Annotated in this window: 19 protein-coding genes and 3 tRNA genes; 19 read left to right on the top strand and 3 right to left on the bottom strand. The window is 71.6% G+C overall.

Annotated elements, in window-relative coordinates:
- Positions 1–17: 17 nt before the first annotated feature.
- Positions 18–341, bottom strand: coding sequence for a hypothetical protein (locus ACIRL2_RS37465; protein WP_395871724.1), 324 nt, complete (start codon positions 339–341; stop codon positions 18–20).
- Positions 342–565: 224 nt separating this feature from the next.
- On the opposite strand from ACIRL2_RS37465, the gene ACIRL2_RS37460 reads away from it, so the two are divergent.
- The 11 genes from ACIRL2_RS37460 (at position 566) to ACIRL2_RS37410 (ending at position 15561) form a co-directional block, all read left to right on the top strand.
- Positions 566–1417 carry a DUF4132 domain-containing protein gene (locus ACIRL2_RS37460; RefSeq protein ID WP_395871722.1) on the top strand — a complete coding sequence of 284 codons (852 nt, stop codon included), beginning with the start codon at positions 566–568 and terminating at the stop codon, positions 1415–1417.
- On the top strand, positions 1414–6294 hold the full coding sequence (locus ACIRL2_RS37455) for a hypothetical protein (RefSeq protein WP_395871720.1): 4881 nt from the start codon (positions 1414–1416) through the stop codon (positions 6292–6294). The genes ACIRL2_RS37460 and ACIRL2_RS37455 overlap by 4 nt, the downstream gene beginning before the upstream one ends.
- Complete coding sequence (locus ACIRL2_RS37450) at positions 6294–7460, top strand: AAA family ATPase (RefSeq protein WP_402238277.1); 1167 nt, start codon at positions 6294–6296, stop codon at positions 7458–7460. The genes ACIRL2_RS37455 and ACIRL2_RS37450 overlap by 1 nt, the downstream gene beginning before the upstream one ends.
- Before the next feature lie 4 nt (positions 7461–7464).
- A complete protein-coding gene (locus tag ACIRL2_RS37445; RefSeq protein WP_395871716.1) occupies positions 7465–11109 on the top strand; it encodes a DUF5682 family protein in 3645 nt (1214 codons plus the stop codon).
- Entirely contained in the window at positions 11106–12923 is a 1818-nt protein-coding gene (locus ACIRL2_RS37440; protein WP_395871714.1) for a hypothetical protein, read from the top strand. The genes ACIRL2_RS37445 and ACIRL2_RS37440 overlap by 4 nt, the downstream gene beginning before the upstream one ends.
- A 68-nt stretch (positions 12924–12991) precedes the next feature.
- A tRNA-Thr gene (locus tag ACIRL2_RS37435) sits at positions 12992–13064 on the top strand.
- A gap of 45 nt (positions 13065–13109) precedes the next feature.
- A tRNA-Met gene (locus tag ACIRL2_RS37430) sits at positions 13110–13185 on the top strand.
- 76 nt (positions 13186–13261) lie between these two features.
- Positions 13262–13426 carry a 50S ribosomal protein L33 gene (rpmG, locus tag ACIRL2_RS37425; RefSeq protein WP_004571794.1) on the top strand — a complete coding sequence of 55 codons (165 nt, stop codon included), beginning with the start codon at positions 13262–13264 and terminating at the stop codon, positions 13424–13426.
- A 160-nt stretch (positions 13427–13586) separates the two neighbouring features.
- Positions 13587–14042 (top strand): MaoC family dehydratase N-terminal domain-containing protein, encoded by a 456-nt coding sequence (locus ACIRL2_RS37420; protein ID WP_402238273.1) that lies wholly within the window; start codon positions 13587–13589, stop codon positions 14040–14042.
- Between the two features lie 2 nt (positions 14043–14044).
- On the top strand, positions 14045–14473 hold the full coding sequence (locus tag ACIRL2_RS37415; protein ID WP_402238270.1) for a MaoC family dehydratase: 429 nt from the start codon (positions 14045–14047) through the stop codon (positions 14471–14473).
- Positions 14474–14508: 35 nt separating this feature from the next.
- Positions 14509–15561, top strand: coding sequence for a UDP-N-acetylmuramate dehydrogenase (locus ACIRL2_RS37410; RefSeq protein ID WP_395871708.1), 1053 nt, complete (start codon positions 14509–14511; stop codon positions 15559–15561).
- A 37-nt stretch (positions 15562–15598) separates the two neighbouring features.
- On the opposite strand, the gene ACIRL2_RS37405 is transcribed toward ACIRL2_RS37410, so the two are convergent.
- Together ACIRL2_RS37405 and ACIRL2_RS37400 are read right to left on the bottom strand one after the other, a co-directional pair.
- On the bottom strand, positions 15599–16672 hold the full coding sequence (locus ACIRL2_RS37405; RefSeq protein WP_395871706.1) for an adenosine deaminase: 1074 nt from the start codon (positions 16670–16672) through the stop codon (positions 15599–15601).
- Positions 16673–16860: 188 nt separating this feature from the next.
- Complete coding sequence (locus tag ACIRL2_RS37400; RefSeq protein ID WP_402238267.1) at positions 16861–18102, bottom strand: pyridoxal phosphate-dependent aminotransferase; 1242 nt, start codon at positions 18100–18102, stop codon at positions 16861–16863.
- Positions 18103–18307: 205 nt separating this feature from the next.
- Between ACIRL2_RS37400 and ACIRL2_RS37395 the strand changes: the two genes are divergently transcribed.
- The 8 genes from ACIRL2_RS37395 (at position 18308) to rpoB (ending at position 26838) form a co-directional block, all read left to right on the top strand.
- A tRNA-Trp gene (locus ACIRL2_RS37395) sits at positions 18308–18380 on the top strand.
- Between the two features lie 119 nt (positions 18381–18499).
- Entirely contained in the window at positions 18500–18826 is a 327-nt protein-coding gene (secE, locus tag ACIRL2_RS37390; RefSeq protein WP_079026295.1) for a preprotein translocase subunit SecE, read from the top strand.
- Between the two features lie 65 nt (positions 18827–18891).
- Positions 18892–19734 carry a transcription termination/antitermination protein NusG gene (gene nusG, locus ACIRL2_RS37385; RefSeq protein ID WP_402238264.1) on the top strand — a complete coding sequence of 281 codons (843 nt, stop codon included), beginning with the start codon at positions 18892–18894 and terminating at the stop codon, positions 19732–19734.
- 172 nt (positions 19735–19906) lie between these two features.
- On the top strand, positions 19907–20341 hold the full coding sequence (gene rplK / locus ACIRL2_RS37380; RefSeq protein ID WP_020549250.1) for a 50S ribosomal protein L11: 435 nt from the start codon (positions 19907–19909) through the stop codon (positions 20339–20341).
- A 130-nt stretch (positions 20342–20471) separates the two neighbouring features.
- Positions 20472–21188, top strand: a complete 717-nt coding sequence (gene rplA / locus ACIRL2_RS37375) for a 50S ribosomal protein L1 (RefSeq protein WP_020549249.1) — start codon at positions 20472–20474, stop codon at positions 21186–21188.
- A 461-nt stretch (positions 21189–21649) separates the two neighbouring features.
- Positions 21650–22213, top strand: coding sequence for a 50S ribosomal protein L10 (gene rplJ / locus ACIRL2_RS37370; RefSeq protein ID WP_395871701.1), 564 nt, complete (start codon positions 21650–21652; stop codon positions 22211–22213).
- A gap of 96 nt (positions 22214–22309) precedes the next feature.
- Entirely contained in the window at positions 22310–22690 is a 381-nt protein-coding gene (rplL, locus tag ACIRL2_RS37365; protein WP_395871699.1) for a 50S ribosomal protein L7/L12, read from the top strand.
- Between the two features lie 668 nt (positions 22691–23358).
- A complete protein-coding gene (gene rpoB, locus ACIRL2_RS37360; RefSeq protein ID WP_360308749.1) occupies positions 23359–26838 on the top strand; it encodes a DNA-directed RNA polymerase subunit beta in 3480 nt (1159 codons plus the stop codon).
- The last annotated feature ends 68 nt before the right edge of the window (positions 26839–26906 follow it).

Genomic DNA, 26906 nt, shown 5'->3' with positions numbered 1-26906 from the left:
GGTCGCGATCGGTGAAGTTACGCCGGATGGGCGGCGGCGCGCAGCCGCAGAGCCAGTTCCTGGGCCACCTGCGCGAGTTCCGCGGGCGCGGTCGCGGCCAGCGCGCACAACACGTCCGCGGACGCCTCGGCGACCGCGCGCGGCACCGCTACCGGCGCCAGCGCGTCCAGCATCGAGCGGGTACGCGCCGCGACCGGCGCGGGTTCGGCCGGCTGCGACACCGGGCAGGCCGAGATCGGCGCGCCGGCGGCCGTACCGCCGGCCGTGGCGCCGGGATCCCCTTCCGGCCCGGGACCGGGAATCAGGCTGCGCAGACCTCGGGGTGCGGCGGGCACTGTCATTCCACGCAAGTTAGTCCAAGCGCCGCCCCGAGTTTGCCTCTCGGGCGCGATATTCGGCCATCGAAGGCGGATTTCCCCGGGGTTTCATCCTGGCGGGTGACGGCGCTGTCGGAATCGGCGGCTAACGTTCCCGCCAACCTGGTCACCGGCGCCGAGCGCCTTGTGCCGCTTGGCATTTGACGGGGTGTCACCGACATTCGCGAAGAGCTGTGGAGGGAACGATCGTGGGATGGATCCGGGCGGGCGACTATGAGGTCGCCGTGCAGGACGGCAAGGTGGTGTGCCGCAATGCCAAGGGGCGGCAACTGAAGTCGGTGCCCGGGAAACTCGCCGAGGACCCGGCCGTGGTGGGCCTGCGACAGCTCGTCGAGTGGCTGGAGCGGCACGACCGCTCGTGCCAGGACGCGGTCGAGCGCTGGATGATCGGCTCGCTCCCGGTCCCGGTCGCGGTGTTGTCCCGGGTGTGGCCGGATCCGTCCTGGCAGCGGGTACTGCGCGATCTGGTGGTCACCGCCGACGGCGCCGACGTGGCCGGATTTCTGCGCGGCGCGGACCCCGAGCGCGGCGTCGGCATCGTCGACCCCGACGGCGACACCGTCTACCTCGACGCGCGGACCGTGCGGATCCCGCACCCGGTGCTGCTGGAGGACTTGGAGGACCTGCGCGAGTTCGCCGTCGAACTGGGCGTCGAGCAGCGGGTACAGCAGCTCTACCGCGAGGTGTGGCACCGACCCGCCGACCTGGACGGCACCCGCAGCGGCATCGAGGAGTTCTCCGGCGGGCGCTACGACCAGTTGCGCTTCCTGATCGGCCGGGCCACCCAACTGGGCTACCAGGTGCGCGGCGGCCAGGCCGTGTGCGCGGTGCTGGACGGCGACCGCGAGGTCGAGGCCCGGATGTGGCTGGGCGACTACGACGGCTACGAATCGACCGAGACCGGCTCGGTCACCTGGACCGAGGGCGGCAGCACGCTGACCCTGGACCGGGTTCCGCCGGTGGCCTGGTCGGAAGGCATGCGCATGGGCGCCGCGCTGTACGCGGGCCGCACGATCGAGACCACGGAGGAAGCGGCATGAGCACCACCCCCGACCCGTCCCGCGTGCTGCTGGACGCCGGCGGCATCCTGCCCGCCGGCACCCTGACCGGCGACGACATCGACACGCTCACGGTGCGCACCTACCTGCACCCCGCGTTCGAGGACCGCCCGATCGTCCGGCTGGTCCCGGCGACGCTGGGCGAGGCCGAGGACCTGGCGCTCGGATTCCTGGGCCTGGCCCGCGAACAGGACGCGCCCGAGGTCGGCCAGGTCCGCCGCGAGGCGCTCGGCTTCCCGGCCTGGGCCCTGGTCAACGACCCGGCGAACGGCCACCACGCGCTGGCCCTGGTCCGTGACATCGAGCGGCTGGACCGGCAGGCCAAGACCAAGCCCGGCGCGGCCAAGGACGGCTTCGACCAGCTCGCGACCCGACTGGGCCGGGCCGTACCGCACTTCCTGCCCACCTTCCACGAGCAGGCCGCGCGGATCTTCCTCAAGCACGACAACACGACCTACGCGTCCGCGTTCTTCGGCAAGGCCCGCGAGGCCGAGCGGGTGCACAACCTGCCGATCGAGGAGGAGCGGCTGCGCGCGGTCTTCCTGGAGTTCGCCTTCGCCGGCGCGCTGACCGCCAAGGCGCTCAAGGAACACGCCAAGGCACTGTCCGCGCGGCTGGGTCCGATCGAGGCATGGGCGCAGTTCCGCCAACTCGCGGTCGAGCGCTGCACCGCGGGCATGCCGCCGTACGCGGGCCTGGCCGAGGACGCCCGCGCGTTGATCCGCGCGGCCGGCGGCGACCACACCGCCGAGGAGCACGCGCTGCTGCGCGAACTGCTCGCCACGCCCGCGATCGGCCGCGCGCCGCTGTCCTTCTGGAAGGTCAACCGCAAGCCGATCGCGGCGCTGGCCGCCGCCGAGCCGGAGATCCGGGTCCGGCTGCTGGAGATCCTGCCCACCCCCGGCGGCTCGACCCCGGACGCCGAACTCGACGATCTGTGGCTCGACCTGCTCGCCGAAGCCGGAGTCCTGGATCTGCTGGTCGGCGGCGACCTGGTCGCCGGCGCCCGGGCCCAATGGGTCACCCGCTGGTCCACGCACCGGCAGCGCGGCTGGCGCTACAACGCGCGCAGCGAGCGCACCGCGAAGCTGCTCGCCGAGATGGCCGACGCGCTGCGCGCCGAGGCGGTGCCGGTCGACCTGTTCAGTGGCAACGGCTGGCGCTCCAGCGTGGACATCGACCTGCTCGACACGGCCCTGTCCGAGCGCATACCGCTGGCCGACCCGGACCCCAAGGGTTCGATCGACCTCGGCGAATGGTGGAACGACCAGGAACCGGGCCGCAGCGAACTGGCCCACGTCGCCGCGGACGAGCGCTACACCGCCCTGCTCCAGGCCGCGATCGGCGGCCTCAAGGGCAACCACCACGCGGCCACCGCCGCGCACCCGGTGCTGCGCGGTGTGCTCGCCCGCTGGCTGACCGAGCAGGGCGCCCGGGTCACCTCGGCGGCCGGCCTGCCCACCGTCGAGCACGAGTTCAAGGTACTGAACGAGTTCCGCGAGGTGGTCGAGGACGTCACCCCGGACCTGGTCTCCCGGATCCGCGCGTTCGACGCCGTCGCCCTGCTGACCACCACGCTGCGCGCCGGCGTCTACGACGAACTCGGCTGGCCCGCGCTGGAGGAGGCGATCGACCTCTTCGGCCGCAAGAGCGAGATCCGGGTCGACGAGGCGTGGCCCGCGCTGGTGCTCTCCTCCGACAAGCGCGCGGTCGTGGTCGGCCCCGAGGGCATCCTGCTCGACCACGAGCCGCGGCTGCCCAAGGAGCGCATCTCGTGGCAGCGCCCCGCCTTCCGCTATGTCGACGGACAACTCCTGGTCGCCTGGTACAACAAGGAGTACGACTGGGAGGCGTACTGGTCCGGGCGCCCGACCGAGACCTTCCCGCTCACCGGCGAGAGCCCCAACGGCGGCTCGGACGCCAACTCGATGCTCTCCCTCGCGCTGCCCGACGGCGGCCGCACCACCGGCGGCCGGCCGCTGTACGCGGGCGACACCAAGCTGCCGCCGCGCCGGGGCGTGCTCACCGACGGCACCACGCACTGGTCGCTCGACTTCGACCGCAGCGACCGCAAGTGGACCGAGTACGACCCGGCCACCGGCACCCACGGCCGGGTCTCGCTGCCCGCGCCGTTCGCCGCCGCGGTCGCCGACGGCGGCGCGTTGGTGGCCGACCGATGCGAACTGCTGCCGCTGCTGCCCGGGCTGGAGAACACTCCGCTGGGCACCGACGGCACACTGCTCGGCCACTGGGTCCGCGTCGACGGGGACACGATCACCGCCGGCTCCGTGGACGGCCGCACCGTCGGCGCGCCCGTGCGCAACCGGCGGCACTGGGACAACACGCCGCAGGAGGTGCCGATCGGCGCGCTGCGCCTGCCCGGCGGCGCGGCCCCGACGGCGGTCGTCGAGAGCGGCGGTAAGGCGACGCTGTGGGCCGGCGACGTGCTGCTCGGCCAGTGCGGCCAACGGGGCGGCGTCGGCGACCTGGCCCTGGGCAGCCGGATCGTCCCGCCGCCGGCGTTCTGGCACGCACTGCGCCCGCGCGACGAGGCCGGCTCGTTGGCCCTGCGCGCGCTCACCCCCGAGCGGGCCGCCGAACTGGTCGCCGAGGTGCACGCGGACCACGAGCGGGCGATGGCCGAGTACGCGATCGCCAAGAAGTCCGAGGACAAGAACAAGCCGAGCCGACCCGACGCCGTGCGGATCGAGCCGGTGCGCCGACTGCTGCCCGAGATCGGCCACGCCGGACTCGTGCGCTGCGTTGCCGGGCTGGCCGCGGACACCTCCCGACTCGCCCGCAGACTCCGCGACTTCGGCAAGGTCACCGTCAAGGAGCGCAAGGCCCGCGTGGTGCCCACCGGCCCCGCGCACGGCCAGGACGCCGAACTGCACCCGGCCCTCGCCGGGATCGCGCGCAACGGCGGATACCGGCACTACGGCACAAGCCCGGCCGCGTGGACCACGATGAACCACATCACCGCCGTGGCCGCGATGCTGGCCCGCACCGACGGCCCGGCCGAGTGGACCACCGAGTCCGACCGGCTCACCGATCCGCACATGTCCTGGCACGAACTGCTCGACCACCGCGCCGCGATGCTCGCCCGTGCGCTGTCCCCGTTCACCTCCGAGGAGCACCGCGCGTCGCTGCTCGTGGCACTGGAGGCGCTCGCCGCCGGCCCGCTGGGCACACCCGCCGGGACGCTGCGCTCGGTCACCCTGTGCGAGCCCAGCCGCAAGAAGAACAAGGACAACAAGCGCCGGGGCCGGGTGATCCGCCGCGGCGACCGCACCATCGTGATCCTGGACAGCCAGTACACCTACGGCAACGACAAGGAGCACTGGACCGCGCTCGACCACGACCCCTCGGGAACGTTCGCGGCGATCGACGGCTTCACCACCCACGAGGAACACCGCTACGTGGAGCCGATGTCCCCGGAGCGGGTCGCCGCCGTGGTGCGCGGGATCCGCGAACACGGTCCGCTGACCTGGCGGCCGGAGGCGGTCACCGCTCTGATGGAGGGCACCGGCCTGGGCCGGGCCGAGGCGAGCCTGTTGCTGACCGGACTGACCGCCGGCGACCTGGACAAGGACCAGCGGGCCCTGCTCCGGCTCAAGGTGGCCGAGATCGACAGCGCTCGCTCGCAGCTGGACCGGCTGGAGGGCAGCGCGCGGGCCGGCGTGCTGGGCGCGCTGATCCCCGAACGCCCGGAGGACGTGCACACCCTGTGGACGACGGGCCACGACATCGAGGCCGGCTGCCGCGCCTGGAACACCGCGTTCGGCCGGGTGCTCCGGTTGCCCGAGGACGTCGCGGCGGACGTCCGGGGCCTGTCCGCCGGATCGTTCGAGAGCGTGCTCACCCCGGAATCGTGCAAGTGGATCACCGGCACCTCCACCCACACGGTGGACAAGGACGGCCGCCTGCGCGCCTCCGACAGCGAGGCGGTGCCCAGCGGCCACGGCCTGAAGGCCACCGTGACCGCGCTCGCCTGGCTCGCCTACCGGCTGCCCTACGGCGATCCGCTGCGCGCGCACCTGCCGCACGTGCTCGGCCTGCTGCGCACCCGACTGGCCGACCCGGGCCTGGTGTTCGACCTGGACATCGAGTACGCCGAGCGCGGCAACACCGCGGCCCTGCTGCGCGAGGCGGTCGGACTGCCCGCCACCGGCGGCAGCGACCCCGACGGCATACTCCGGCTCGAGGACCGCTTCTGGCTCCGGCCCTGGTACGGCGAGAGCGAATTCGCCGAGGTCCGACCCGCCGGCTTCACCGGTGCCGACGACCCGTGGTTCGACCGGCTGATCGCGCTCCGCGGCGCCGCCGACTCTGCCGGCCTCAAGTCCTTCCGCCGGATCCTGGACCCGGCCTTCGAGGAACTGCTGCGCGCCGACGGCCCGCCCGGCATCCAGCAGGACCCGGCGTACTCGGTACCCGACCTGGTCGCCGAGGTGGCCAAGACGCACGGCATCGGCGAGGACGCGGCGGTCCTGTACCTGCAACTGCTCGCCCTGCCCGACCCCACCGACCGGCACGTCGCCCGCTGGACCGGCTGGAAGCCCGCGCGCCTGAAGAAGGCCCGCACCGAACTCGCGGGCACCGACCTGGTGGTCGAGGCCAAGCGCTCGCGCGCCGGCCGCACGCTGTTCCTGCCCGGCGGCTGGAGCGCGCTCAAGGCCCCCGCACTGCCCGTGGAGACCTGGAAGGAAGGGCTGTACGCGACGCCCACCCACACCACGATCGTGCCCGAATGCCCGGTGCCCGAACTGTTCCACCGGGCCTGGCGACGGGTGCAGGACGGCGATGCGCCAGGCTTCGAACAACTCGTCACCCGCACCACCCGGAAGGGCCGCCGCTGATGGCAACCGCAACCGCAACCGAATCCGCCGCGAGCGCGCGCCAGATACAACCCCCCGAGGACCTGTACGCGAGCGAACTCGCCTTCCTGGCCGCCTACGACCGCGGCCCGCGCCCGCCGGCCTGGCGGCTGACCCCGCGCGCCGTGGTCACCTTCGTGATGGGCAGCGGCGACGAACTCAAGCTGCCCGAACCGGTCGACGGTTTGCCGCGCACCCTGACCATCGGCGCCAAGTTCGTCGGTGAACGCGCCCTCGTCGAGCGCTGCGTGGTCACCCTCGCCGGCGAACGCGGCCTGCTCCTGGTCGGCGAGCCCGGCACCGCGAAGTCGATGTTGTCCGAACTGCTGGCCGCCGCCGTGTGCGGCACCAGCGGGCTCACCGTGCAGGGCACCGCGGGCACCACCGAGGACCAGCTCAAGTACGGCTGGAACTACGCGCTGCTGCTCGCGCAGGGCCCCAGCCGGGGCGCCCTGGTGCCCTCGCCGGTGCTCACCGCGATGACCACCGGCGGGGTGGCCCGGATCGAAGAGGTCACCCGCTGCCTGCCCGAGGTGCAGGACGCGCTGGTGTCGCTGCTCTCCGAGCGCCGGATCGCGGTGCCCGAACTCGCGGGCGGCACCGACGCGCAGGTACACGCCGCGCCGGGCTTCACCCTGATCGCCACCGCGAACCTGCGCGACCGGGGCGTCTCGGAGATGTCCGCCGCGCTCAAGCGCCGATTCAACTTCGAGACGGTCGGCCCGATCGGCGACCACGACGCGGAGATCGCGCTGGTCCGCCGCCAGGCCAAGGCCGCGGTGGAGCGCACCGGGACCGCGTACGCCGTCGACGACACGGTCCTGGAGGTACTGGTCACCGCGTTCCGCGACCTGCGCACCGGCCGCTCCGCCGAGGGCTGGGAGATCGAACGCCCCTCCACCGTGCTGAGCACCGCCGAGGCGGTCTCGGTGGCCTCCTCGCTCGCGCTGGCCGCGGCGTACTTCCCGGGCGACCGGGACGTGCTGAGCCTGCTCCCGGGACACCTGCTCGGCGTCGCGAAGAAGGACGACCCGGCCGACGCCGCCCGGCTCCTGTCCTACTGGGACGCGGCGGTGCGCCGCCGCGCGGAACACGGCTCGGCCACCTGGCGCACCCTGTGGGACCTGCGCGGAGTCCTGGAGGGCTGACGAGGTGTCGACCACACGTACGGACGGGCCCATCGACGAGGCCCGTCCCGCCGCCGAGCGCCTGGCCGCGTCCCGGCAGCCCTACCTGATCGGCGTGCGCCACCACGCCCCCTCGCTCGCCGCCGCCGTCCCGGCCCTGCTGGACGCGGCCCGCCCCGAGGTCCTGCTCGTCGAACTGCCGCACGAGGCCGCGCCCTGGCTGGAGTGGCTCGCGCACAAGGACACCCGGGCGCCGATCGCACTGGCCGGGACCGGCCCGAACGGGCTCGGCTTCTACCCGTTCGCCGACTTCTCGCCGGAGCTGGCCGCCCTGCGCTGGGCCGCCCGCAACGGCGTCCCCGCGATCCCGTGCGACCTTCCGCTGGGGCACCCCGGATGGGACCGCACCGACCACGTGCCCGCGGACGCCGGCGACGGCGCGGCACACGGCGCGGGGACACTGCACGCCGCGCTGCGCGACCGGCTCACCGGCCGCGCCGGCGACGACCTGTGGGACCGGCTGGTCGAGGCCACCGCACCCGGCTCGCCCGCCGAGGCGATCCGCCGGGCGGCGCTCACCGTCGGCTGGGCACTGCGCCGCGACGCGGGCAGCGTGGACCCGGTCGACCTGCGCCGCGAGGCGTGGATGCGCGCCACCCTGCGCGAGGCGACCGCCGGCGGCGCGCGCGCCGCGGTGGTGCTCGGCGCCTTCCACGCGCCGGCCCTGCTCGACCAGGACACCGTCGCGCCCGCCGCCGAGATCGCCGACGTCACGATGTCGCTGATCCCGTACACCTACCCGCTCCTGGACGCGCGCTCCGGCTACCCGGCCGGCATCCGCGACCCGGAGTGGCAGCAGAGTGTGCTGGAATCCGGCGGCGACCCGGCCGCGCTGTACGAGGCGCTGATCGCCGCGGCCGTCCGGATCTGCGCCGAACTGCGCCGCCAGGGTCACCCCAGCGGGCCGGCCGACGCCCGCGAGATCGTCCGGCTCGCCGGCGACCTGGCCAACCTGCGCGGGCTGCCCGCGGCGGGCCGCGGCGAACTGCTCGAGGCGGTGCAGACCGTGCTCACGCATGGCGAGCCGCTGGGCCGGGGCCGCTCGGTGGCCCGCGCGCTCGAACACGTTCTGGTCGGCACCCGGGCCGGCCGCCCCGCGCCGGCCGCGCCGCGCAGCGGCCTGGGCCCCGAGGTCGAACGCCGGATCGCCGAACTCGGCCTGCCCGGCCCCGCCGACCCGGCCGAACGCGACCTGCGCCTGGACCCGCTGCGCAGCGACCTGGATCGGCGCCGCGAACTGCTCCTGCAACAACTGACGACCTGTCGGATCCCGTACGCCGAACCGGTCGCGGTGGTCGGCGCGGGCGGTGCGGACGCGGTCACCACCCGCTGGCGGGTGCGCTGGACACCGTCCGCCGCGGCACTGCTGGACGCGGCCGGCACGCGCGGCGTGACCCCCGAACAGGCTGCCGAAGGCACCCTGCGCGCGCGGCACCGGACCGAACTCGACGAGGGCGGCCCCACCGCCGAACAGATCCTCACCGGGCTCGAACGCGCCGCCGCGTGCGGCCTGACCGAACTCACCGCGACCCGGCTGACCGAGACCGCCGACACCCTCCCCGGCATCGCCACCCTTCCGAACCTGCTCACCGCGCTGACCCTGACCGACCGCATCCACGCGGGCCACCTGGGCGTCGCACCGGAGCCCGCACCCGAGCCCGAGGCGGCATCCGAGTCCGAGCCGGGCAACGACGCGCCGGGCAACGAGACGGCGGACGCCGACCCGAAGGCGGTCGACTCGAAGTCCGGCTCCGCCGGGGGACCCGACATCACCCGGACCCTGCTCACCGCCGCCGTCCGCCACCTCGACGGCCTGGACGGATCCGACGATCCCGCCGACGCGCGAGCCCTGGCCGATCTGGCCGGGCGCGCCGACGCTTTCGGCGGACTGCGGCTGTCCACCGGACTGGCCCGGCTGGCCGCCGACGGTTCGCCGCTGATGTCCGCCGCCGCCGGTGCGATCCGGGTCCTGCTCGGGCACGAGGACGCGGTCGTCCTCGGCGACCGGATCGGCTCCTGGATCGACACCGCGACCACTCCCGCGGCCCGCGCCGACCTGACCCGTCGACTCACCGGCCTGCTCACCGCGGCCGGCCCGCTGCTGCAAACCGGCGGCCCGGTGTCGACCGCGCTCCTGGACCGCGTCGACACCCTCGCCGACCGCCCGTTCCTGGAGCGCCTGCCGGCGCTGCGCGGCGGCTTCGACACGCTCAGCCCCGCGGCCCGCGACCGGGTACTGGACGCGGTGGCCGACCACCTGGGCGACCGCGTCGACACCGACACCGACCCGCTCGAACTGGCCCGCTGGACCGGTGCCGACCTGGCCGCCCGCGAAGCCCTCACCCGACGCGGCCTGCTACCCCCACCCGAACCCACCGCCGGCGCGTCGCGAGACGAGATCGGCTCGCCCGGCGCCGTAACACCGCAGCCTCCGAATTCCGCGCAACCGGTGGGCGAGGGCGCACAATTGCCGGCCGACCGGACCGCAATCCCGCCACCCGCCCACGAAATCCCGAGCGCCCAGCGCTGGAAGCTCATTCTCGGCCGCCGCTCCGACCGCCTCCCGGGCAACGCCGCCCGGATGGCCACCGCGCTCGACGAGCTCTACGGCACCGGCCGAGGCGAAGGTGCCCGGGGCGACCTCGGCGACGGCGACCGCGGCGGCCGGGAAGCCCCCTACCCGGGCGTGCGGGAATGGTCCGAGGAACTGATCGCCCTGTTCGGCCCCGCCGTCCGCGAGGAGGTGCTGGCCGCCGCCGCGGCGGCCGGGCGCACCGACGTGCTCACCCACCTCGACCCGGCCGCCGCCCGCCCCTCCGTGGACCTGCTCAAGACCGTCCTAGCCCACGCCGGCGGCCTCCCCGAGGGCAAACTCGCGCTGCTGCGCCCGCTGATCGCCCGGATCGTCGCCGAGCTCACCCGCGAACTCGCCACCCGCCTGCGACCCGCCCTGACCGGCATCACCACACCGCGCCCGACCCGCCGCCCCGGCGGCGCGCTCGACCTGCCGCGCACCCTCCGCGCCAACCTCACCACCGCCCGCCGCAACCCGGAGGGCACCGTGGTCGTGGTCCCGGAGCGGCCGATCTTCAGGACCCGCGCGAGCCGCAGCAACGACTGGCGGCTGATCCTGGTCGTCGACGTGTCCGGCTCGATGGAGGCCTCCACCATCTGGTCCGCGCTCACCGCGTCGATCCTGGCCGGCGTCCCGTCGCTGAGCACGCACTTCCTGGCCTTCTCCACCGAGGTGATCGACCTCACCGAGCATGTGCACGACCCGCTCGGCCTGCTCCTGGAGGTGAACGTCGGCGGCGGCACGCACATCGCCGCCGGCCTGCGGGCCGCCCGCGAACTGGTCACCGTGCCCTCCCGCACGCTGATCACCGTGATCAGCGACTTCGAGGAGGGCTACCCGCTGGGCGGCCTGCTCGGCGAGGTGCGTGCGCTGGCCTCCTCCGGCTGCCACATCCTCGGCTGCGCGAGCCTGGACGACGCGGGCCGGCCGCGCTACTCCACCGCCGTCGCCGGCAGCCTCGTCGCCGCCGGCATGCCGGTCGCCGCCCTGAGCCCCACCGAACTGGCCCGCTGGGTCGGAGAGAAGGTCCGATGAGCACGCAGGGCCTGCCACCCGTCGCGCCGGACGTCACCGCCGACATCGTCGAGGCACTCACCCCGCGCCTGCGCAAACGCCTGGACGCCGCGATCGGCAAACTCGCCGCGTGCGCGGTCGAACGCGACGGCGACACCGTGCGGATCACCGTCGGCGACGACGCCGAACTGACCCTGTACATCCCGACCGGGGCGGTCACCACCACCGCCGACCTGCGCTGCTCGTGCCTGCTCGCACCCGCCTGCGTACACCGCGCCGCGGCCGCCGCCTCGGCCCCGGTCGCCGAAGGCACACCCGGCGCCGACGCCGGCACCGAGACCACGGACCCGGCCGGGACCGCGGCGCCGACCGAGGCCGTCGAACCCATCGGCGCCGAACCCGCCGGCCCCACCGACGCCGAACGCGCCGCCGCCGACGCGCTGTGGACCGCCGGCGCCGCGATCGTGGACGCCGGCCTGGACAGCGCCGGCGCGGTGCTCCAGGCCGGCCTGCTGCGCGCCGCGCACACCGCGCGTCTGGCCGGACTGCACCGCGCGTCCGCCGCCGCCGTCGCGGTGGCCACCGGGCTGCGCGCCGCCCGCGCCGACGATCCCGCGTACCGGCTCGCCGAGCTGGTCGCCGCACTGCGCGAACTGCTCGACGTCGCCCATGCGTTGCGGACCTCGACGGGCGAGGCCGCGCAGGCGCTCGAGGCGTTGCGCGGCACCTCCCGCCGGGCCTACGCCGCGGCCGGTTCGCTGCGCCTGTACGGCCTGTTCACCGAACCGGTGCTGACCGCACGCGGCTTCGCGGGCGCGGTGACCACCACTGTGGACTCCACCGGCACGCTGCGCACGATCGGCGACGTCGCACCCGGCGGCGCCGAACGCGCGGTCGGTGCCGCGACCCGCGCGATCCGGGTCGGCGACACCTCCATCGACCCGGTCGCGTTGACCCGTGCGGGCCTGGTCGTCTCCGGTGCCACCGCGTCCGCGGGCGGCCGACTGGGCGCCGGCCAGGGCGTGCGCGCGGCACGGGCGAGCGGCGTGGCCTGGACCGAGGAACCCCTGCGCGATCTGTGGGAGGTCCCGCTGCCCGCCCAGGTCGACCGCGTGGTGGGTCATCGCGACCTGCCCCCCGACGACCGTCCCGCCGGCGCCGACCTGCTCTTCCTCGACGTCACCGTGCTCGGCACCACCGCCGGCGCCCGGGACCGGGTGCACGCCGCGTGCGGCGAACTGGATGTGCACCTGCTGGTCGCGCACGCCGACCCCGCCTTCGCCTACCGGGACAACCTGCGCCTGCTGGCAACCTGCCCCGGCCTGCGGCTGCGGCTGATCGGTCGGCTCGAACCCGGTGCCGACCGCGCGGTCCGGGTGCTGGCGATCGGCATCCCACCGGGGGACGGGCCCACCCTGCGGCTGACCGAGGAGCGGCTGGGCCGGATCGACCTGGGCCTGGACCGGCTGCATCGTGCCGACCTCCCGAGTGCAGCGCCGGCCGGGGCGCCGACCGGCGCTGCCGAGGAACCGTCGCCCGCCCCGCTGTACCTGATGCACCGTCACGTCGAACGCGCGATCAGCGGCGGCCGGCCGGTACTCGCCCTGGCCGGCTCCACCGCCGGCGACACCGCCCGACTGCGCCGGGTCGGACTGACCACGGGGGCGGATCTGGTCGAGCGCCTCACGCACGTCGCGGCGGGCCGCGAACGGGATGTTTTCGGGCGTCTTCGCACGGGCGACAACGACCTTTTGTCCGCTGCGTGGCTGGCCGCCGCCGTGTACGCGCAAACCGTCGAAGGGGCTCTGACCAGGTCTGTTTGGTCCACCGAGTAGTCGAGCCGGGGGCGTTGCGCCAATCGATTTCCGATCGGTGACGGGCAGCGTGTATGGTTTTCCTGCTCGCCCCAATAGCTCAGTCGGTAGAGCGTCTCCATGGTAAGGAGAAGGTCTACGGTTCGATTCCGTATTGGGGCTCAGACGATGGGATCCCCGCCTGGGAACAGGCGGGGGCCTCGTTGAGGCGGCGTAGCTCAGACGGTAGAGCAAGCGGCTCATAATCGCTGTGTCACCGGTTCAAGTCCGGTCGCCGCTACCAAGCGAGCCGATTCGGGGGAGACTCCGCATCGGCTGCTTTTGCTGTATTCACCCCTGACCGCAAGGAAGGCACTCCAGTGGCTGCCACCGACGTCCGCCCGAAGATCACGCTGGCCTGCGTGGAGTGCAAGGAGCGGAACTACATCACCAAGAAGAACCGGCGTAACGACCCGGACCGTCTTGAGATGAAGAAGCACTGCCCCCGCTGCAACGCGCACACCGCGCACCGCGAAACCCGCTAGCGGTTCGCACCACGACACCGACGAGGCCACTCCCCGCAAGGGGGGTGGCCTCGTTGTCGTATTCTCCGCAACGTCGCCCGCGCCGGCCCGCCTCCGCCGGCCCGCGGTGCAACGGTCCGCCATCCATCAGCCCCGCCCATCCATCAGGGAGACCCGCTTCATGCCGCTGGACGCGAAGTTCATCGGACGGACGTATCCGCCCACCGAGCCGTACGAGGTGGGTCGGGAGAAGATCCGCGAGTTCGCCGCGGCGATCGGTGACCCCGATCCCGCGTACAACGACCCCGAGGCGGCCAAGGCGCTCGGCCACCCGGACGTGATCGCGCCGCCGACGTTCGCGATCGTGGTCACCATGCGCGCGGCCGACCAGGTGGTGTACGACCCCGAACTGGGCCTGGACTACTCGCGCGTCGTGCACGGCGACCAGAAGTTCACCTACACGCGGCCGGTTCGCGCGGGCGACCGACTGACCGTGGTGACCACCGTGGACAACATCAAGTCCCTCGCGGGCAACGACATCCTCACCACGCGCGCCGAGGTGACCACGGTGGAGGGCGAGCACATCGTCACCGCGCTCTCGTCCCTGGTGGCCCGGGCCGCCGGCTCGGAGGCCTGATCATGACCGCCAAGATCTCCTTCGACGACGTCGAGGTCGGCACCGAACTGCCCGCGCGCAGCTTCCCGGTCACCCGCGAGACCCTGGTCCGCTACGCGGGCGCCTCCGGCGACTTCAACCCGATCCACTGGAACGGCCGCTTCGCCGGCGAGGTCGGCCTGCCCGACGTCATCGCGCACGGGATGTTCACCATGGCCGAGGCCGCGCGCGTGGTCACCGACTGGCTCGGCGACCCGGGCGCGCTGATCGAGTTCGGTGTGCGCTTCACCAAGCCGGTCGTGGTCCCCGACACCGTCGACGGCGCGACCATCGAGGTCAGCGGCAAGGTCGCGGTGCTCCTGGACGACCGCCGGGCCCGGGTGGACCTGCTGGTCACCGCCGCCGGCGCCAAGGTCCTGGGCGTGCCCCGGGCCATCGTGCAGCTGGCCTGAGTCCCGCCCCGGTCGGGTGATGCGAGAATCCAACGGTGCAGCCTGAAACCGACGCGCCTCTCGCCTCCCTGACCACCCTCCGCCTCGGCGGTCCGGCTCGTCGGCTCCACACGGCCACGACCACCGACGCGGTACTGGCGACCGTGCGCGCCGCCGACGAGCAGGGCATCCCGTTGCTCGTGCTCGGCGGCGGCAGCAACCTGGTCGTCGGCGACGACGGCTTCCCGGGCGACGTGCTGCGGATCGCCACCACCGGACTCCGCGTCGACGGCACCGACGTGAGCGTCGAGGCCGGCGTGCCGTGGGACGACGTGGTCACCGCCGCCGTCGCCGCGGGGTTGTCCGGCATCGAATGCCTCGCGGGCATCCCGGGCAGCGCCGGCGCGACCCCGGTGCAGAACGTCGGCGCGTACGGCCAGGAGGTCGCCGAGACCATCGCCTCGGTCGAGGTCTACGACCGCACCGAGCGCGCGCCGCGCACGCTGACCGCCGCCGAGTGCGGCTTCACCTACCGGCACAGCGTGTTCAAGGGCGACGACCGCTACGTGGTGCTGCGGGTGCGCTTTCGACTGCGCGACGACGCCGGCCGCTCGGCGCCGATCCGGTACGCGGAACTGGCCCGCGCGCTCGGCGTCGAGCCCGGTGAGCGGGTCCCGGTCGAGGCCGCCCGCGCCGCGGTGCTCGGCCTGCGGCGCGGCAAGGGCATGGTGCTGGACCCGGCCGACCACGACACCTGGAGCGCGGGTTCGTTCTTCACCAACCCGATCCTGACCCACGACGCCTTCGCCGACCTGACCGCGCGGGCCGCGCGGCACCTGGGCCCCGACGCCACCCCGCCCCGCTACCCGTCCGGCGACGACCACGTCAAGACCTCCGCGGCCTGGCTGATCGAACGCGCCGGCTTCCCCAAGGGCTACGGGCAGGGCCGGGCGCGGATCTCCACCAAGCACACCCTGGCCCTGACCAACCGGGGCCGGGCCAGCACCGAGGACCTGCTCACCCTGGCCCGCGAGGTCCGGGACGGTGTGCACGCGACGTTCGGCGTCACCCTGGTCAACGAACCGGTCCTGATCAACGCCAAGCTCTGACCGCTCGGGCCGCCCGAAATCCGCGCCCCCCGCCGGCTCACCCGACCGGCGGCCGGGCCGGAACCAGATCCGGCGCCGGCGCGGCACCCGGTGCCGCCAGCCACCCGTCCACCCCGTCCAGCAACGCCCGCTGTACCTGCGCCGGCGCCACCGACCCGAGGATCGACTGCCGGGCCAGTTCGGCCAACTCCGGATCGGTGAACCCGTGTTCGTCCCGGGCCAGCTCGTACTGCGCGGCCAACCGGGACCCGAACAACAACGGATCGTCGGCACCCAGCGCGATCGGCACCCCCGCCTCGAACAGCCTCCGCAGCGGCACGTCCGAGACCTTGTCGTAGACGCCGAGCGCGACGTTGGAGGCCGGGCACACCTCGCACACGATCCGCCGCCGCGCCAGCAGCGCCATCAGCTCGGGATCCTCCACCACCCGGATCCCGTGCCCGAGCCTGCGCGCGCCCAACACGTCCACGCATTCGCGAATGCTGCGCGGCCCGTCCAACTCGCCACCGTGCGGGTTCGCGAACAACCCGGCGTGCCGGGCGATCTCGAAGGCCCGCTCGAACGCGGGCGCCCGACCCCGCCGCTCGTCGTTGGACAACCCGAACCCGACCACGCCGCGATCGGTGTACTGCGCGGCGAGCCGGGCCAGCGTGCGCGCCTCCAATTGGTGCTTGGTGCGATTGGCCGCGATCACCACGGCGATCCCGATCCCGGTCGCCGCGCGGGCGGCCTCCACCGCGTCCAGCACGATCTCCACCGCGGGCGTCAGTCCGCCCAGACGAGGCGCGTACGAGGTCGGATCCACCTGGATCTCCAACCAGCCCGACCCCTCGGCCCGGTCGTCCTCGGCCGCCTCGCGGACCAGCCGATGCATGTCGTCCGCGGTCCGCACACACGAGCGGGCGATGTCGTACAGCCGCTGGAAGCGGAACCAGCCCCGCTCGTCGGTGGCCCGCAATCGTGGTGGTCGACCCGAGGTCAGCGAGTCGGGCAGCCGCACTCCGTGCAGATCCGCCAGTTCCAACAGGGTTTCCGACCGCATGGATCCCGTGAAGTGCAGGTGGAGATGAGCCTTCGGGAGGGTGCGGACATCGCGTGCGGGACGATCCATCCACAGATCATGGACCACCGGCCCCGTCCACGTGAGGGGTACCGCGGATGATCCCCCTGAAGGAGAGCGGAAACTTCGGGGGCCGGCGCGTGAACGCCTCCGTGTCCACCCGCGCGCCCGCACCCAAGACCGCCGCGAAAGGGCCGCCGCCCGGTCTCCCGTGCGACGGCCCCAGGGCACGCGGACGCCTACTCGGCCTCGGCCAGCAGCCGCGCGATCCGCCCGATGCCCTCGACCAGATCGTCGTCGCCGAGGGCGTAGGACAACCGCAGATAGCCCGGGGTGCCGAAGGCCTCGCCCGGCACCACGGCCACCTCGACCTCGTCCAGGATCAGGCTCGCCAACTCGGCCGAGCTGCTCGGGCGGGCGCCGCGGATCCTTCGGCCCAGCACCCCCTTGACCGACGGATACACGTAGAAGGCGCCCTTGGGCTCGGGGCACCGCACACCCGGGATCTCGTTCAACATCCGCACGATCGTGCGCCGGCGGCGGTCGAAGGCCACCTTCATCGTGTCCACCGCGGTCAGGTCGCCGGTCAGCGCAGCCAGCGCGGCGGCCTGCGCCACGTTGCACACGTTCGAGGTGGCGTGCGACTGGAGGTTCGTCGCGGCCTTGATCACGTCCCGGGGACCGATCACCCAGCCGACCCGCCAGCCGGTCATCGCGTAGGTCTTGGCGACGCCGTTGACGATCACGCAGCGATCCGCCAGCTCCGGCACCACCACCGGCATCGAGACGAACGCGGTGTCGTCGTAGACCAGGTGTTCGTAGATCTCGTCGGTCAGCACCCACAGCCCGTGCTCGACCGCCCAGCGCCCGATCGCCTCGGTCCGGGCCCGCGTGTACACCGCGCCGGTCGGGTTCGACGGCGAGACGAACACCAGCACCTTGGTGCGCTCGGTGCGCGCCGCCTCCAACTGCTCGACGGACACCAGATAGCCGGTGGTCTCGTCGGCGACCACCGCCACCGGAACCCCGCCCGCGAGCTTGATCGACTCCGGGTAGGTGGTCCAGTACGGCGCGGGCACCAGCACCTCGTCGCCCGGATCCAGGATGGCGGCGAACGCCTCGTGGATGGCCTGCTTGCCGCCGTTGGTGACGAGCACCCGGTCCGGCTCCACCGCCAGGCCCGAGTCGCGCAGTGTCTTGGCGACGATCGCGGCCTTCAACTCCGGCAGCCCGCCGGCCGGGGTGTACCGGTGGAACCCGGGCTCGCGGCACGCCGCGACCGCCGCGTCCACGATGTAGTCGGGCGTCGGGAAGTCCGGCTCGCCGGCGCCGAAGCCGACCACGGGGCGACCGGCCGCCTTGAGCGCCTTGGCCTTGGCATCGACCGCGAGCGTCGCGGACTCGGCGATGGCGCCGACGAGGGCGGAGATCCGACGCTCGGACGCGGGTACGGACGGGGAACTGGAGGTGGGAGCCGTCATGCCCGGCATGGTGCCATTCCGGTCCCACCGGGGGCACGCGGAAAACGGGCCGGCGGCGCCCGACGGCCGGCCCGCGCGGCACGGGTTCGACCTGACGCACTCGACCCCGTACACTCGACGCTTGGCGGTCCCAACCTGCGTGCTGCCGCGCCCGAAAATTTCGTGTTCTCGGGTCGGCGACTCCGCTAGGTTGATGACCGGATGAAGGGCACTAGCTCAATTGGCAGAGCACCGGTCTCCAAAACCGGGGGTTGGGGGTTCAAGTCCCTCGTGCCCTGCGATGTGTGACCGCGGTCGATCCCCGGATCGACCGTGACTCGCACGCAGTCAGCGCAAACTGTCGGCGCCGACAACCCCGTCGGTGATCCACGGTCGGACCGGATCAGGTGAGGACGAGTTGACGGAGGCCCACGGCTCCACGGCTACGCCTGAGCACAGCAGCTCTGATGGCCGCGGCTCCGACGACGAGCCCCCCGGCGGTCGCCGGGCGAACCGCCCGAAGGGCTCTTCGGGCAAGCCGGAGCAGAAGAAGAAAAACCTGTTCGCGCGGGCGGCTCTCTTCTACCGGCAAATCATCGCCGAGCTGCGCAAGGTCGTTTGGCCGACCCGCAACGAGCTGAGCACGTACACCACGGTGGTCATCGTGTTCTGTCTGATGATCATCGGAATCGTCTACGGACTCGACCTCGGCTTCGCGAAGGCAGCGCTCGCCATCTTCGGCTGAGCCCCACCCTTGCGCAGCGCGCCTGCAACGACCGTTCGACCCCCAGCCAGGAAGAAGCACCCAACGTGTCTGACCCGAACCTGTCCGCCGACAACTCCGCCGACGAGACGGCGGCCCTGTCGGAGCAGGCGGAGGCCGCTGCTCTCGAGGACGCCCTCGAGGACGCGGCCGAGGCCCCGGCCGTCTCCACCGATGACGAAGTGGAAGACGCCGAGGCCACCGAGGACGACGCCGAGGGCGTGGACGACGAAGAGTTCGAGGACGACGCCGAGGCCGCCGAGGACGACGCCGAGCTCGAGGACGCCCCCGAGGGCGACCCGATCGAGGACTTCAAGGAAGCGCTCCGCCGCGCCCCGGGCGAGTGGTACGTCATCCACTCGTACGCCGGCTACGAGAACCGCGTGAAGGCCAACCTCGAGTCCCGCACCACCTCGCTCAACATGGAGGACTACATCTTCCAGGTCGAGGTGCCGCAGGAAGAGGTCGTCGAGATCAAGAACGGCCAGCGCAAGACCGTCAAGCGCAACAAGTTCCCCGGCTACGTGCTGGTGCGGATGGACCTGACGAACGAGTCGTGGGGCGCCGTCCGGAACACCCCCGGTGTCACCGGCTTCGTCGGCAACGCGCACGAGCCCTTCCCGCTCACCCTCGACGAGGTCGTCAAGATCCTCGCCCCCGAGGAGGAGAAGGCGACCGGCGGCGGCAGCGGTGCCAAGAGCACGACCGAGGTCAAGGTGCTCGACTTCGAGGTCGGCGACTCGGTCACCGTCATCGACGGTCCCTTCGCGACGCTGCAGGCGACGATCAACGAGATCAACGCCGATTCGCAGAAGGTCAAGGGCCTGGTGGAGATCTTCGGGCGCGAGACGCCGGTCGAGCTCTCGTTCAACCAGATCCAGAAGAACTGATACTTCCCCCAGGTGGGACCCCGTTTCGCCGGGGTCGCATCCGGGTGGTGGACAAGGCGCCCTCACAACGGTGGTTATCGTTGAGGGGGCGCCGCACCGCGTGGCGGGCCCGAACACGTCCGCGCTCCGCGTGGTGATCGGGACGTACATCTCGTCGAAGGACCCGGAAAAAATGCCTCCCAAGAAGAAGAAGCTGTCAGCGATCATCAAGCTGCAGATCAAGGCCGGCGCAGCCACGCCGGCCCCGCCGGTCGGCCCCGCGCTGGGTCAGCACGGCGTCAACATCATGGAGTTCTGCAAGGCCTACAACGCCGCGACCGAGTCGCAGCGTGGCGACATCGTCCCGGTGGAGATCTCGGTCTACGAAGACCGTTCCTTCACCTTCGTGACGAAGACGCCGCCGGCCGCGCGCCTGATCCTCAAGGCCGCCGGTGTCGAGAAGGGCTCGGGCGAGCCGCACAAGACCAAGGTCGCCAAGGTCACCCGCGAGCAGATCCGCGGCATCGCGCAGACCAAGATGGCCGACCTGAACGCCAACGACATCGACGCCGCCGAGAAGATCATCTCCGGCACCGCGCGTTCGATGGGCATCACGGTCGAGGGCTGATCGAGCCCCGCAGTCAGGCAGTACCGGAACCGACGCGAGGACGTGCGCGAAAGCCCACGGCCCCGCGGAGTGGAAGGGTCCGCGCGACCCGCTCCCACCACAACTCCTTTCAGAATTCCAGGAGCTTTCAGTGAAGCGCAGCAAGTCCTACCGCGAGGCCGACACCAAGATCGACCACGAGCGGCTCTACTCGCCCCTCGAGGCCGTTCGTCTGGCCAAGGAGACCTCGCCCACCAAGTTCGCGGGCACCGTCGAGGTGGCCATGCGTCTGGGCGTCGACCCGCGCAAGGCCGACCAGATGGTCCGCAGCACCGTCATCCTCCCGCACGGCACCGGCAAGACCGCCCGGGTCCTGGTCTTCGCGACCGGTGACCGTGCCGAGGCTGCCAAGGCCGCCGGCGCCGACATCGTCGGTTCCGACGAGCTCATCGACGAGGTCGCCAAGGGTCGGCTCGACTTCGACGCCGTCGTCGCCACCCCGGACCTGATGGGCAAGGTCGGCCGCCTGGGCCGCGTGCTCGGCCCGCGTGGCCTCATGCCCAACCCGAAGACCGGCACGGTCACGCCCGACGTGGCGAAGGCCGTGAACGAGATCAAGGGCGGCAAGATCGAGTTCCGCGTCGACAAGCACTCGAACCTGCACTTCATCATCGGCAAGACGACGTTCGACGACACCCAGCTCGTCGAGAACTACGCCGCCGCCCTCGAAGAGGTGCTCCGCGCGAAGCCGTCGGCCGCCAAGGGTCGCTACATCAAGAAGGTCGGCGTCTCGACCACGATGGGCCCCGGCATCCAGGTCGACCCCAACCGCACCCGCAACCTCCTGGTGGAGGAAGAGGCGGTCTGACCGCCCCGCACGCGAACGAGGCCCGGCACACCACACGGTGTGCCGGGCCTCGGCACGTTCGTCCCCGCCCGGCCGACCGGGGCGCGGGCACCGAGGACGGGCCGAAAGCCCGCCGGAAGAACCGTCGTTGCCCGCTCGCCGGCAACCGATTTGCTCCGAACGAGTGCCGTCGCGTACCTTGAGTCCAAGCCAAAGACCGTCGGTCGTTGTCGTCGTGCCGTAAGGCAGGGTCGGCAAACGAAGGTTCCGCATCGCGGACGACCTGCGCAGGTGTGAACGTGAGACGTTGCCCCCGAGGCACGCGCATGGCGCGTGATTCGAGGATGTACGCCCCGTGCGCCTGCGCCGGGGCGTTTTTCGTATGTGGACCCCTTCCGCCCTGCGGACCGGCGTATTCATCCGGCACACGATCGACCGGCCACGGTCGATCGGCAATCGCATCGCGGAAGGAGGCCAGCCCTATGGCGAGGCCCGACAAGGCGGCCGCGGTCGCCGAGCTCACGGAGCAGTTCCGTGACTCGAACGCCGCAGTGCTGACCGAGTACCGCGGGCTCACCGTCGCGCAGCTCAAGGAGCTGCGTCGTTCGCTCGGTGAGAACGCGCAGTACGCCGTGGTGAAGAACACGCTGACCAAGATCGCCGCCAACGAGGCGGGCATCGATCAGCTCGACGACCTCCTCGAGGGCCCGTCCGCGATCGCGTTCGTCACGGGTGACCCCGTGGAGGCCGCGAAGAGCCTGCGTGACTTCGCCAAGGCGAACCCCCTTCTCGTCATCAAGGGCGGCGTCCTTGAGGGCAAGGCGCTCAGCGCCGACGAGATCAAGAAGCTCGCGGACCTCGAGTCCCGCGAGGTGCTGCTCGCCAAGCTGGCGGGTGCCATGAAGGGATCCATGGCCAAGGCCGCGGCGACCTTCCAGGCTCCGCTCTCGCAGTTCGTCCGCACCGCGGACGCGCTTCGGGCGAAGGTCGAGCAGGGCGGTGCCGGCGAGCCGGCTCCCGCCGCCGAGGCCGAGACCGCCGAGTAGTAGTTCGGCAGTCGCGACCGACGTCGCCGGGGGCAGCGCCCCCGCCCATCCACACCACCCGGCACCAGCCGAATTGATCAGGAAGGACCGCCGATCATGGCGCTCACCCACGAAGAGCTCATCGAAGAGTTCAAGGCCATGCCCCTCATCCAGCTCGCGGACTTCGTGAAGCTGTTCGAGGAGACCTTCGACGTGAAGGCTGCCGCCCCGGTCGCCGTCGCGGGCCCCGCCGGCCCGGGCGCTGTCGCCGAGGCCGTCGAGGAGCAGGACGAGTTCGACGTCATCCTCACGGGTGCCGGCGACAAGAAGATCCAGGTCATCAAGGAGGTGCGCGCGCTCACGAGCCTCGGTCTGAAGGAGGCCAAGGACCTCGTGGACTCCGCCCCCAAGGCGCTCCTGGAGAAGGTCTCGAAGGAGGCCGCCGAGAAGGCGAAGGCTGCCCTCGAAGGCGCCGGCGCCTCGGTCGAGGTCAAGTAATTCGACGCCGCCCCCGGGTGGCATCACCGAAGGCGATCGTCCGTCAGGGCGGTCGCCTTCGGGCTTTTCCGGGGTTCTCCGGGGGCGCCGCACCTCCTCGGCCGAGCGCCGCAGCGGGCCGCGCGAGGGTGGGGATACCCCTGTCGGCCTCGCTCGAAAGGGTGATACTCCCAACACCCTCGGCACCCGTCGGACCCCTTCGTACCAGGCCCGTCGCCCCTCGGCGAGGGCGCGCGCCACGGCGCGCGCGGCGACTTCCGAGCGCCGGATCCGGTCGTTGTCGGACCGCCGGTCTACCGTGTTTTCCAGGCTTCCCGAGGCTCTCCGCGAGCGCGGTCGGCCACTGTGACGAGACTCTCGTCGCAGGCCGCGGGATCGGGACCTCCGTCCGGTTTTCTCGGTCCGCGGAAGGGTTCCGTCGGCTCTGAGGGGGAAAGCAACCCCTTGACGAACGGTTCGGGGCGCGCAATTCTTCGGACGCACCCCTGAAGCACGGTTGCCGGATGGTTTCTGAATCCGGGTTGTGGACCGGCCCTTCGTAGGGGCTGGACAGCGGTGTGCCTTGTGGCTACACTGACCCTTTGCGCTGCCTATCGACTTCTCCCGGTGTATGAACCCGGGCCGTCTTGTATGCGCATAGTGAGTCCGAGCCCTCGGAAGGACCCCTCTTGGCCGCCTCGCGCACCGCCTCCGCTACCAACCCCGGCGCCGCCACTGCCCCGCTCCGCATCTCCTTCGCCAAGATCAGGGAACCCCTGGAGGTTCCGAACCTTCTCGCGTTGCAGACCGAGAGCTTCGACTGGCTGCTCGGCAACAGTGCGTGGAAGGCACGGGTCGAGGCCGCCCTCGCGGGCGGACAGGATGTGCCCACGAAGTCCGGCCTCGAAGAGATCTTCGAAGAGATCTCCCCGATCGAGGACTTCTCCGGGTCGATGTCCCTGACGTTCCGGGACCACCGGTTCGAGCCTCCGAAGAACTCCATCGAGGAGTGCAAGGAGCGCGACTTCACCTACTCGGCGCCGCTGTTCGTCACCGCCGAGTTCACCAACAACGAGACCGGCGAGATCAAGAGCCAGACGGTCTTCATGGGCGACTTCCCGCTCATGACGAACAAGGGCACCTTCATCATCAACGGCACCGAGCGTGTCGTGGTGTCCCAGCTCGTTCGCTCCCCGGGTGTCTACTTCGACAGCCAGGTCGACAAGACGTCCGACAAGGACATCTTCAGCGCGAAGGTGATCCCCTCGCGTGGTGCCTGGCTGGAGCTGGAGATCGACAAGCGCGACACCGTCGGTGTCCGCATCGACCGCAAGCGCAAGCAGAGCGTCACCGTGCTGCTCAAGGCGCTCGGCTGGACCGACTCCCAGATCCTCGAGGAGTTCGGCCAGTACGAGTCGATGCGGCAGACCCTGGAGAAGGACCACACCCAGGGCCAAGACGACGCGCTGCTGGACATCTACCGCAAGCTGCGTCCGGGGGAGCCGCCGACCCGCGAGGCCGCGCAGACCCTGCTCGAGAACCTCTACTTCAACCCGAAGCGCTACGACCTCGCCAAGGTCGGCCGCTACAAGGTGAACAAGAAGCTCGGGGTCGAGCAGGCGTTGGACGCCGGCGTCATGACCGTCGAAGACGTCATCGCGACCATCAAGTACCTGGTCAAGCTGCACGCCGGCGAAGAGGCCATGGAAGGCGCGTCCGGCCAGGAGATCGTGGTCGAGGTCGACGACATCGACCACTTCGGCAACCGTCGTCTGCGCAACGTCGGCGAGCTCATCCAGAACCAGGTCCGTACGGGCCTGGCCCGGATGGAGCGCGTCGTCCGCGAGCGGATGACCACCCAGGACGTCGAGGCGATCACGCCGCAGACCCTGATCAACATCCGGCCGGTCGTCGCCTCCATCAAGGAGTTCTTCGGCACCAGCCAGCTGTCCCAGTTCATGGACCAGACGAACCCGCTGTCGGGCCTGACCCACAAGCGTCGTCTGTCCGCGCTGGGCCCCGGTGGTCTCTCCCGTGAGCGGGCCGGCTTCGAGGTCCGTGACGTGCACCCGTCGCACTACGGCCGGATGTGCCCGATCGAGACCCCCGAAGGCCCGAACATCGGCCTGATCGGCTCGCTCGCGTCCTACGGTCGGGTCAACGCGTTCGGCTTCGTGGAGACCCCGTACCGCAAGGTGATCGAGGGCCGGGTCACCGACGGCATCGACTACCTGACGGCCGACGAGGAAGACCGCTTCGTCATCGCCCAGGCGAACGCGCCGCTCAAGGAAGACGACGTCTTCGCCGAGGCCCGTGTGCTCGTGCGTCGCCGCGGCGGCGAGATCGACTACATCCCCGGCGACGAAGTCGACTACATGGACGTCTCGCCGCGCCAGATGGTGTCGGTCGCGACCGCGATGATCCCGTTCCTCGAGCACGACGACGCGAACCGCGCGTTGATGGGCTCGAACATGATGCGCCAGGCCGTGCCGCTGCTGAAGGCGGAGTCCCCGCTGGTGGGCACCGGCATGGAGTACCGCGCCGCGGTCGACGCCGCCGACGTGATCACCGCCGAGAAGCCGGGCGTGGTCCAGGACGTCTCGGCCGACTACATCACCGTGATGAACGACGACGCGACGTACACCACGTACCGCGTGCAGAAGTTCATGCGCTCGAACCAGGGCACGTCCTTCAACCAGAAGGTCGTCGTCGACGAGGGCGCGCGGGTCGAGGCCGGCCAGGTGCTGGCCGACGGTCCGTGCACCGAAGAGGGCGAGATGGCCCTCGGCAAAAACCTGCTCGTGGCGTTCATGCCGTGGGAGGGCCACAACTACGAAGACGCGATCATCCTGTCGCAGCGTCTGGTGCAGGACGACGTCCTCTCCTCGATTCACATCGAGGAGCACGAGGTCGACGCCCGGGACACCAAGCTCGGCCCGGAGGAGATCACCCGGGACATCCCGAACGTCTCCGAGGAGGTCCTCGCGGACCTGGACGAGCGCGGCATCATCCGGATCGGCGCCGACGTCGTACCCGGCGACATCCTGGTCGGCAAGGTCACGCCCAAGGGCGAGACCGAGCTGACCCCGGAGGAGCGCCTGCTCCGCGCGATCTTCGGCGAGAAGGCGCGCGAGGTGCGCGACACCTCGCTCAAGGTCCCGCACGGCGAGTCGGGCAAGGTCATCGGCGTCCGCGTGTTCGACCGCGAGGCCGGCGACGAGCTGCCGCCGGGCGTGAACCAGCTCGTGCGCGTCTACGTCGCGCAGAAGCGCAAGATCACCGACGGTGACAAGCTCGCCGGTCGCCACGGCAACAAGGGCGTCATCTCGAAGATCCTGCCGGTCGAGGACATGCCGTTCCTGGAGGACGGCACCCCGGTCGACATCATCCTCAACCCGCTCGGTGTCCCGTCCCGCATGAACCCGGGTCAGGTCCTGGAGACGCACCTCGGCTGGATCGCCAAGACCGGCTGGAGCGTCGAGGGCGACGACGAGGACTGGAAGGGTCGCCTCCGGGCGATCGCGGCCGACCAGGGTGCCCCCGGTACCAACGTCGCCACCCCGGTCTTCGACGGTGCGCGCGAGGAGGAGATCACCGGTCTCCTCGACTCGACCAACAAGACCCGCGACGGCGTCCGTCTGATCGACGGCACCGGCAAGGCGAAGATGTACGACGGCCGCTCCGGCGAGCCGTTCCCGCACCCGGTCTCGGTCGGGTACATGTACATCCTCAAGCTGCACCACCTGGTCGACGACAAGCTGCACGCCCGGTCGACCGGTCCCTACTCGATGATCACCCAGCAGCCGCTGGGTGGTAAGGCCCAGTTCGGTGGCCAGCGCTTCGGTGAGATGGAGGTGTGGGCACTCGAGGCATACGGTGCCGCCTACGCCCTCCAGGAGCTGCTGACCATCAAGTCCGACGACGTCCTCGGCCGCGTGAAGGTGTACGAGGCGATCGTCAAGGGCGAGAACATCCCGGAGCCGGGCATCCCCGAGTCCTTCAAGGTGCTCATCAAGGAGATGCAGTCGCTCTGCCTCAACGTGGAGGTCCTCTCCAGCGACGGTATGTCGATCGAGATGCGCGACACCGACGAGGACGTCTTCCGCGCTGCGGAGGAGCTTGGTATCGACCTGTCGCGGCGTGAGCCGAGCAGCGTCGAAGAGGTCTGAGGCTCCCTCCCGGGTCCGGCCGTGAGGCCGGCCCCGGGATTTCGACCCCAGTCCTGATGAAGACACAC

This window comes from Embleya sp. NPDC127516 (genome assembly GCF_044765325.1).
In the GTDB taxonomy this organism is placed as follows: Bacteria; Actinomycetota; Actinomycetes; order Streptomycetales; family Streptomycetaceae; genus Embleya.
Note: the sequence above shows the minus strand (reverse complement) of the source record. Positions and strands in the feature narration are given on the sequence as shown.

Excerpts from the sequence above, each read along its gene's own strand:
- ACIRL2_RS37465 (WP_395871724.1), bottom strand. The coding sequence starts at position 341 with ATGACAGTGCCCGCCGCACCCCGAGGTCTGCGCAGCCTGATTCCCGGT.
- ACIRL2_RS37440 (WP_395871714.1), top strand. The coding sequence starts at position 11,106 with ATGAGCACGCAGGGCCTGCCACCCGTCGCGCCGGACGTCACCGCCGAC.
- ACIRL2_RS37415 (WP_402238270.1), top strand. The coding sequence starts at position 14,045 with ATGACCGCCAAGATCTCCTTCGACGACGTCGAGGTCGGCACCGAACTG.
- ACIRL2_RS37405 (WP_395871706.1), bottom strand. The coding sequence starts at position 16,672 with ATGGATCGTCCCGCACGCGATGTCCGCACCCTCCCGAAGGCTCATCTC.
- ACIRL2_RS37455 (WP_395871720.1), top strand. The coding sequence starts at position 1,414 with ATGAGCACCACCCCCGACCCGTCCCGCGTGCTGCTGGACGCCGGCGGC.
- rplL (WP_395871699.1), top strand. The coding sequence starts at position 22,310 with ATGGCGCTCACCCACGAAGAGCTCATCGAAGAGTTCAAGGCCATGCCC.
- ACIRL2_RS37450 (WP_402238277.1), top strand. The coding sequence starts at position 6,294 with ATGGCAACCGCAACCGCAACCGAATCCGCCGCGAGCGCGCGCCAGATA.
- ACIRL2_RS37420 (WP_402238273.1), top strand. The coding sequence starts at position 13,587 with ATGCCGCTGGACGCGAAGTTCATCGGACGGACGTATCCGCCCACCGAG.
- ACIRL2_RS37400 (WP_402238267.1), bottom strand. The coding sequence starts at position 18,102 with ATGACGGCTCCCACCTCCAGTTCCCCGTCCGTACCCGCGTCCGAGCGT.
- rplJ (WP_395871701.1), top strand. The coding sequence starts at position 21,650 with ATGGCGAGGCCCGACAAGGCGGCCGCGGTCGCCGAGCTCACGGAGCAG.
- rplK (WP_020549250.1), top strand. The coding sequence starts at position 19,907 with ATGCCTCCCAAGAAGAAGAAGCTGTCAGCGATCATCAAGCTGCAGATC.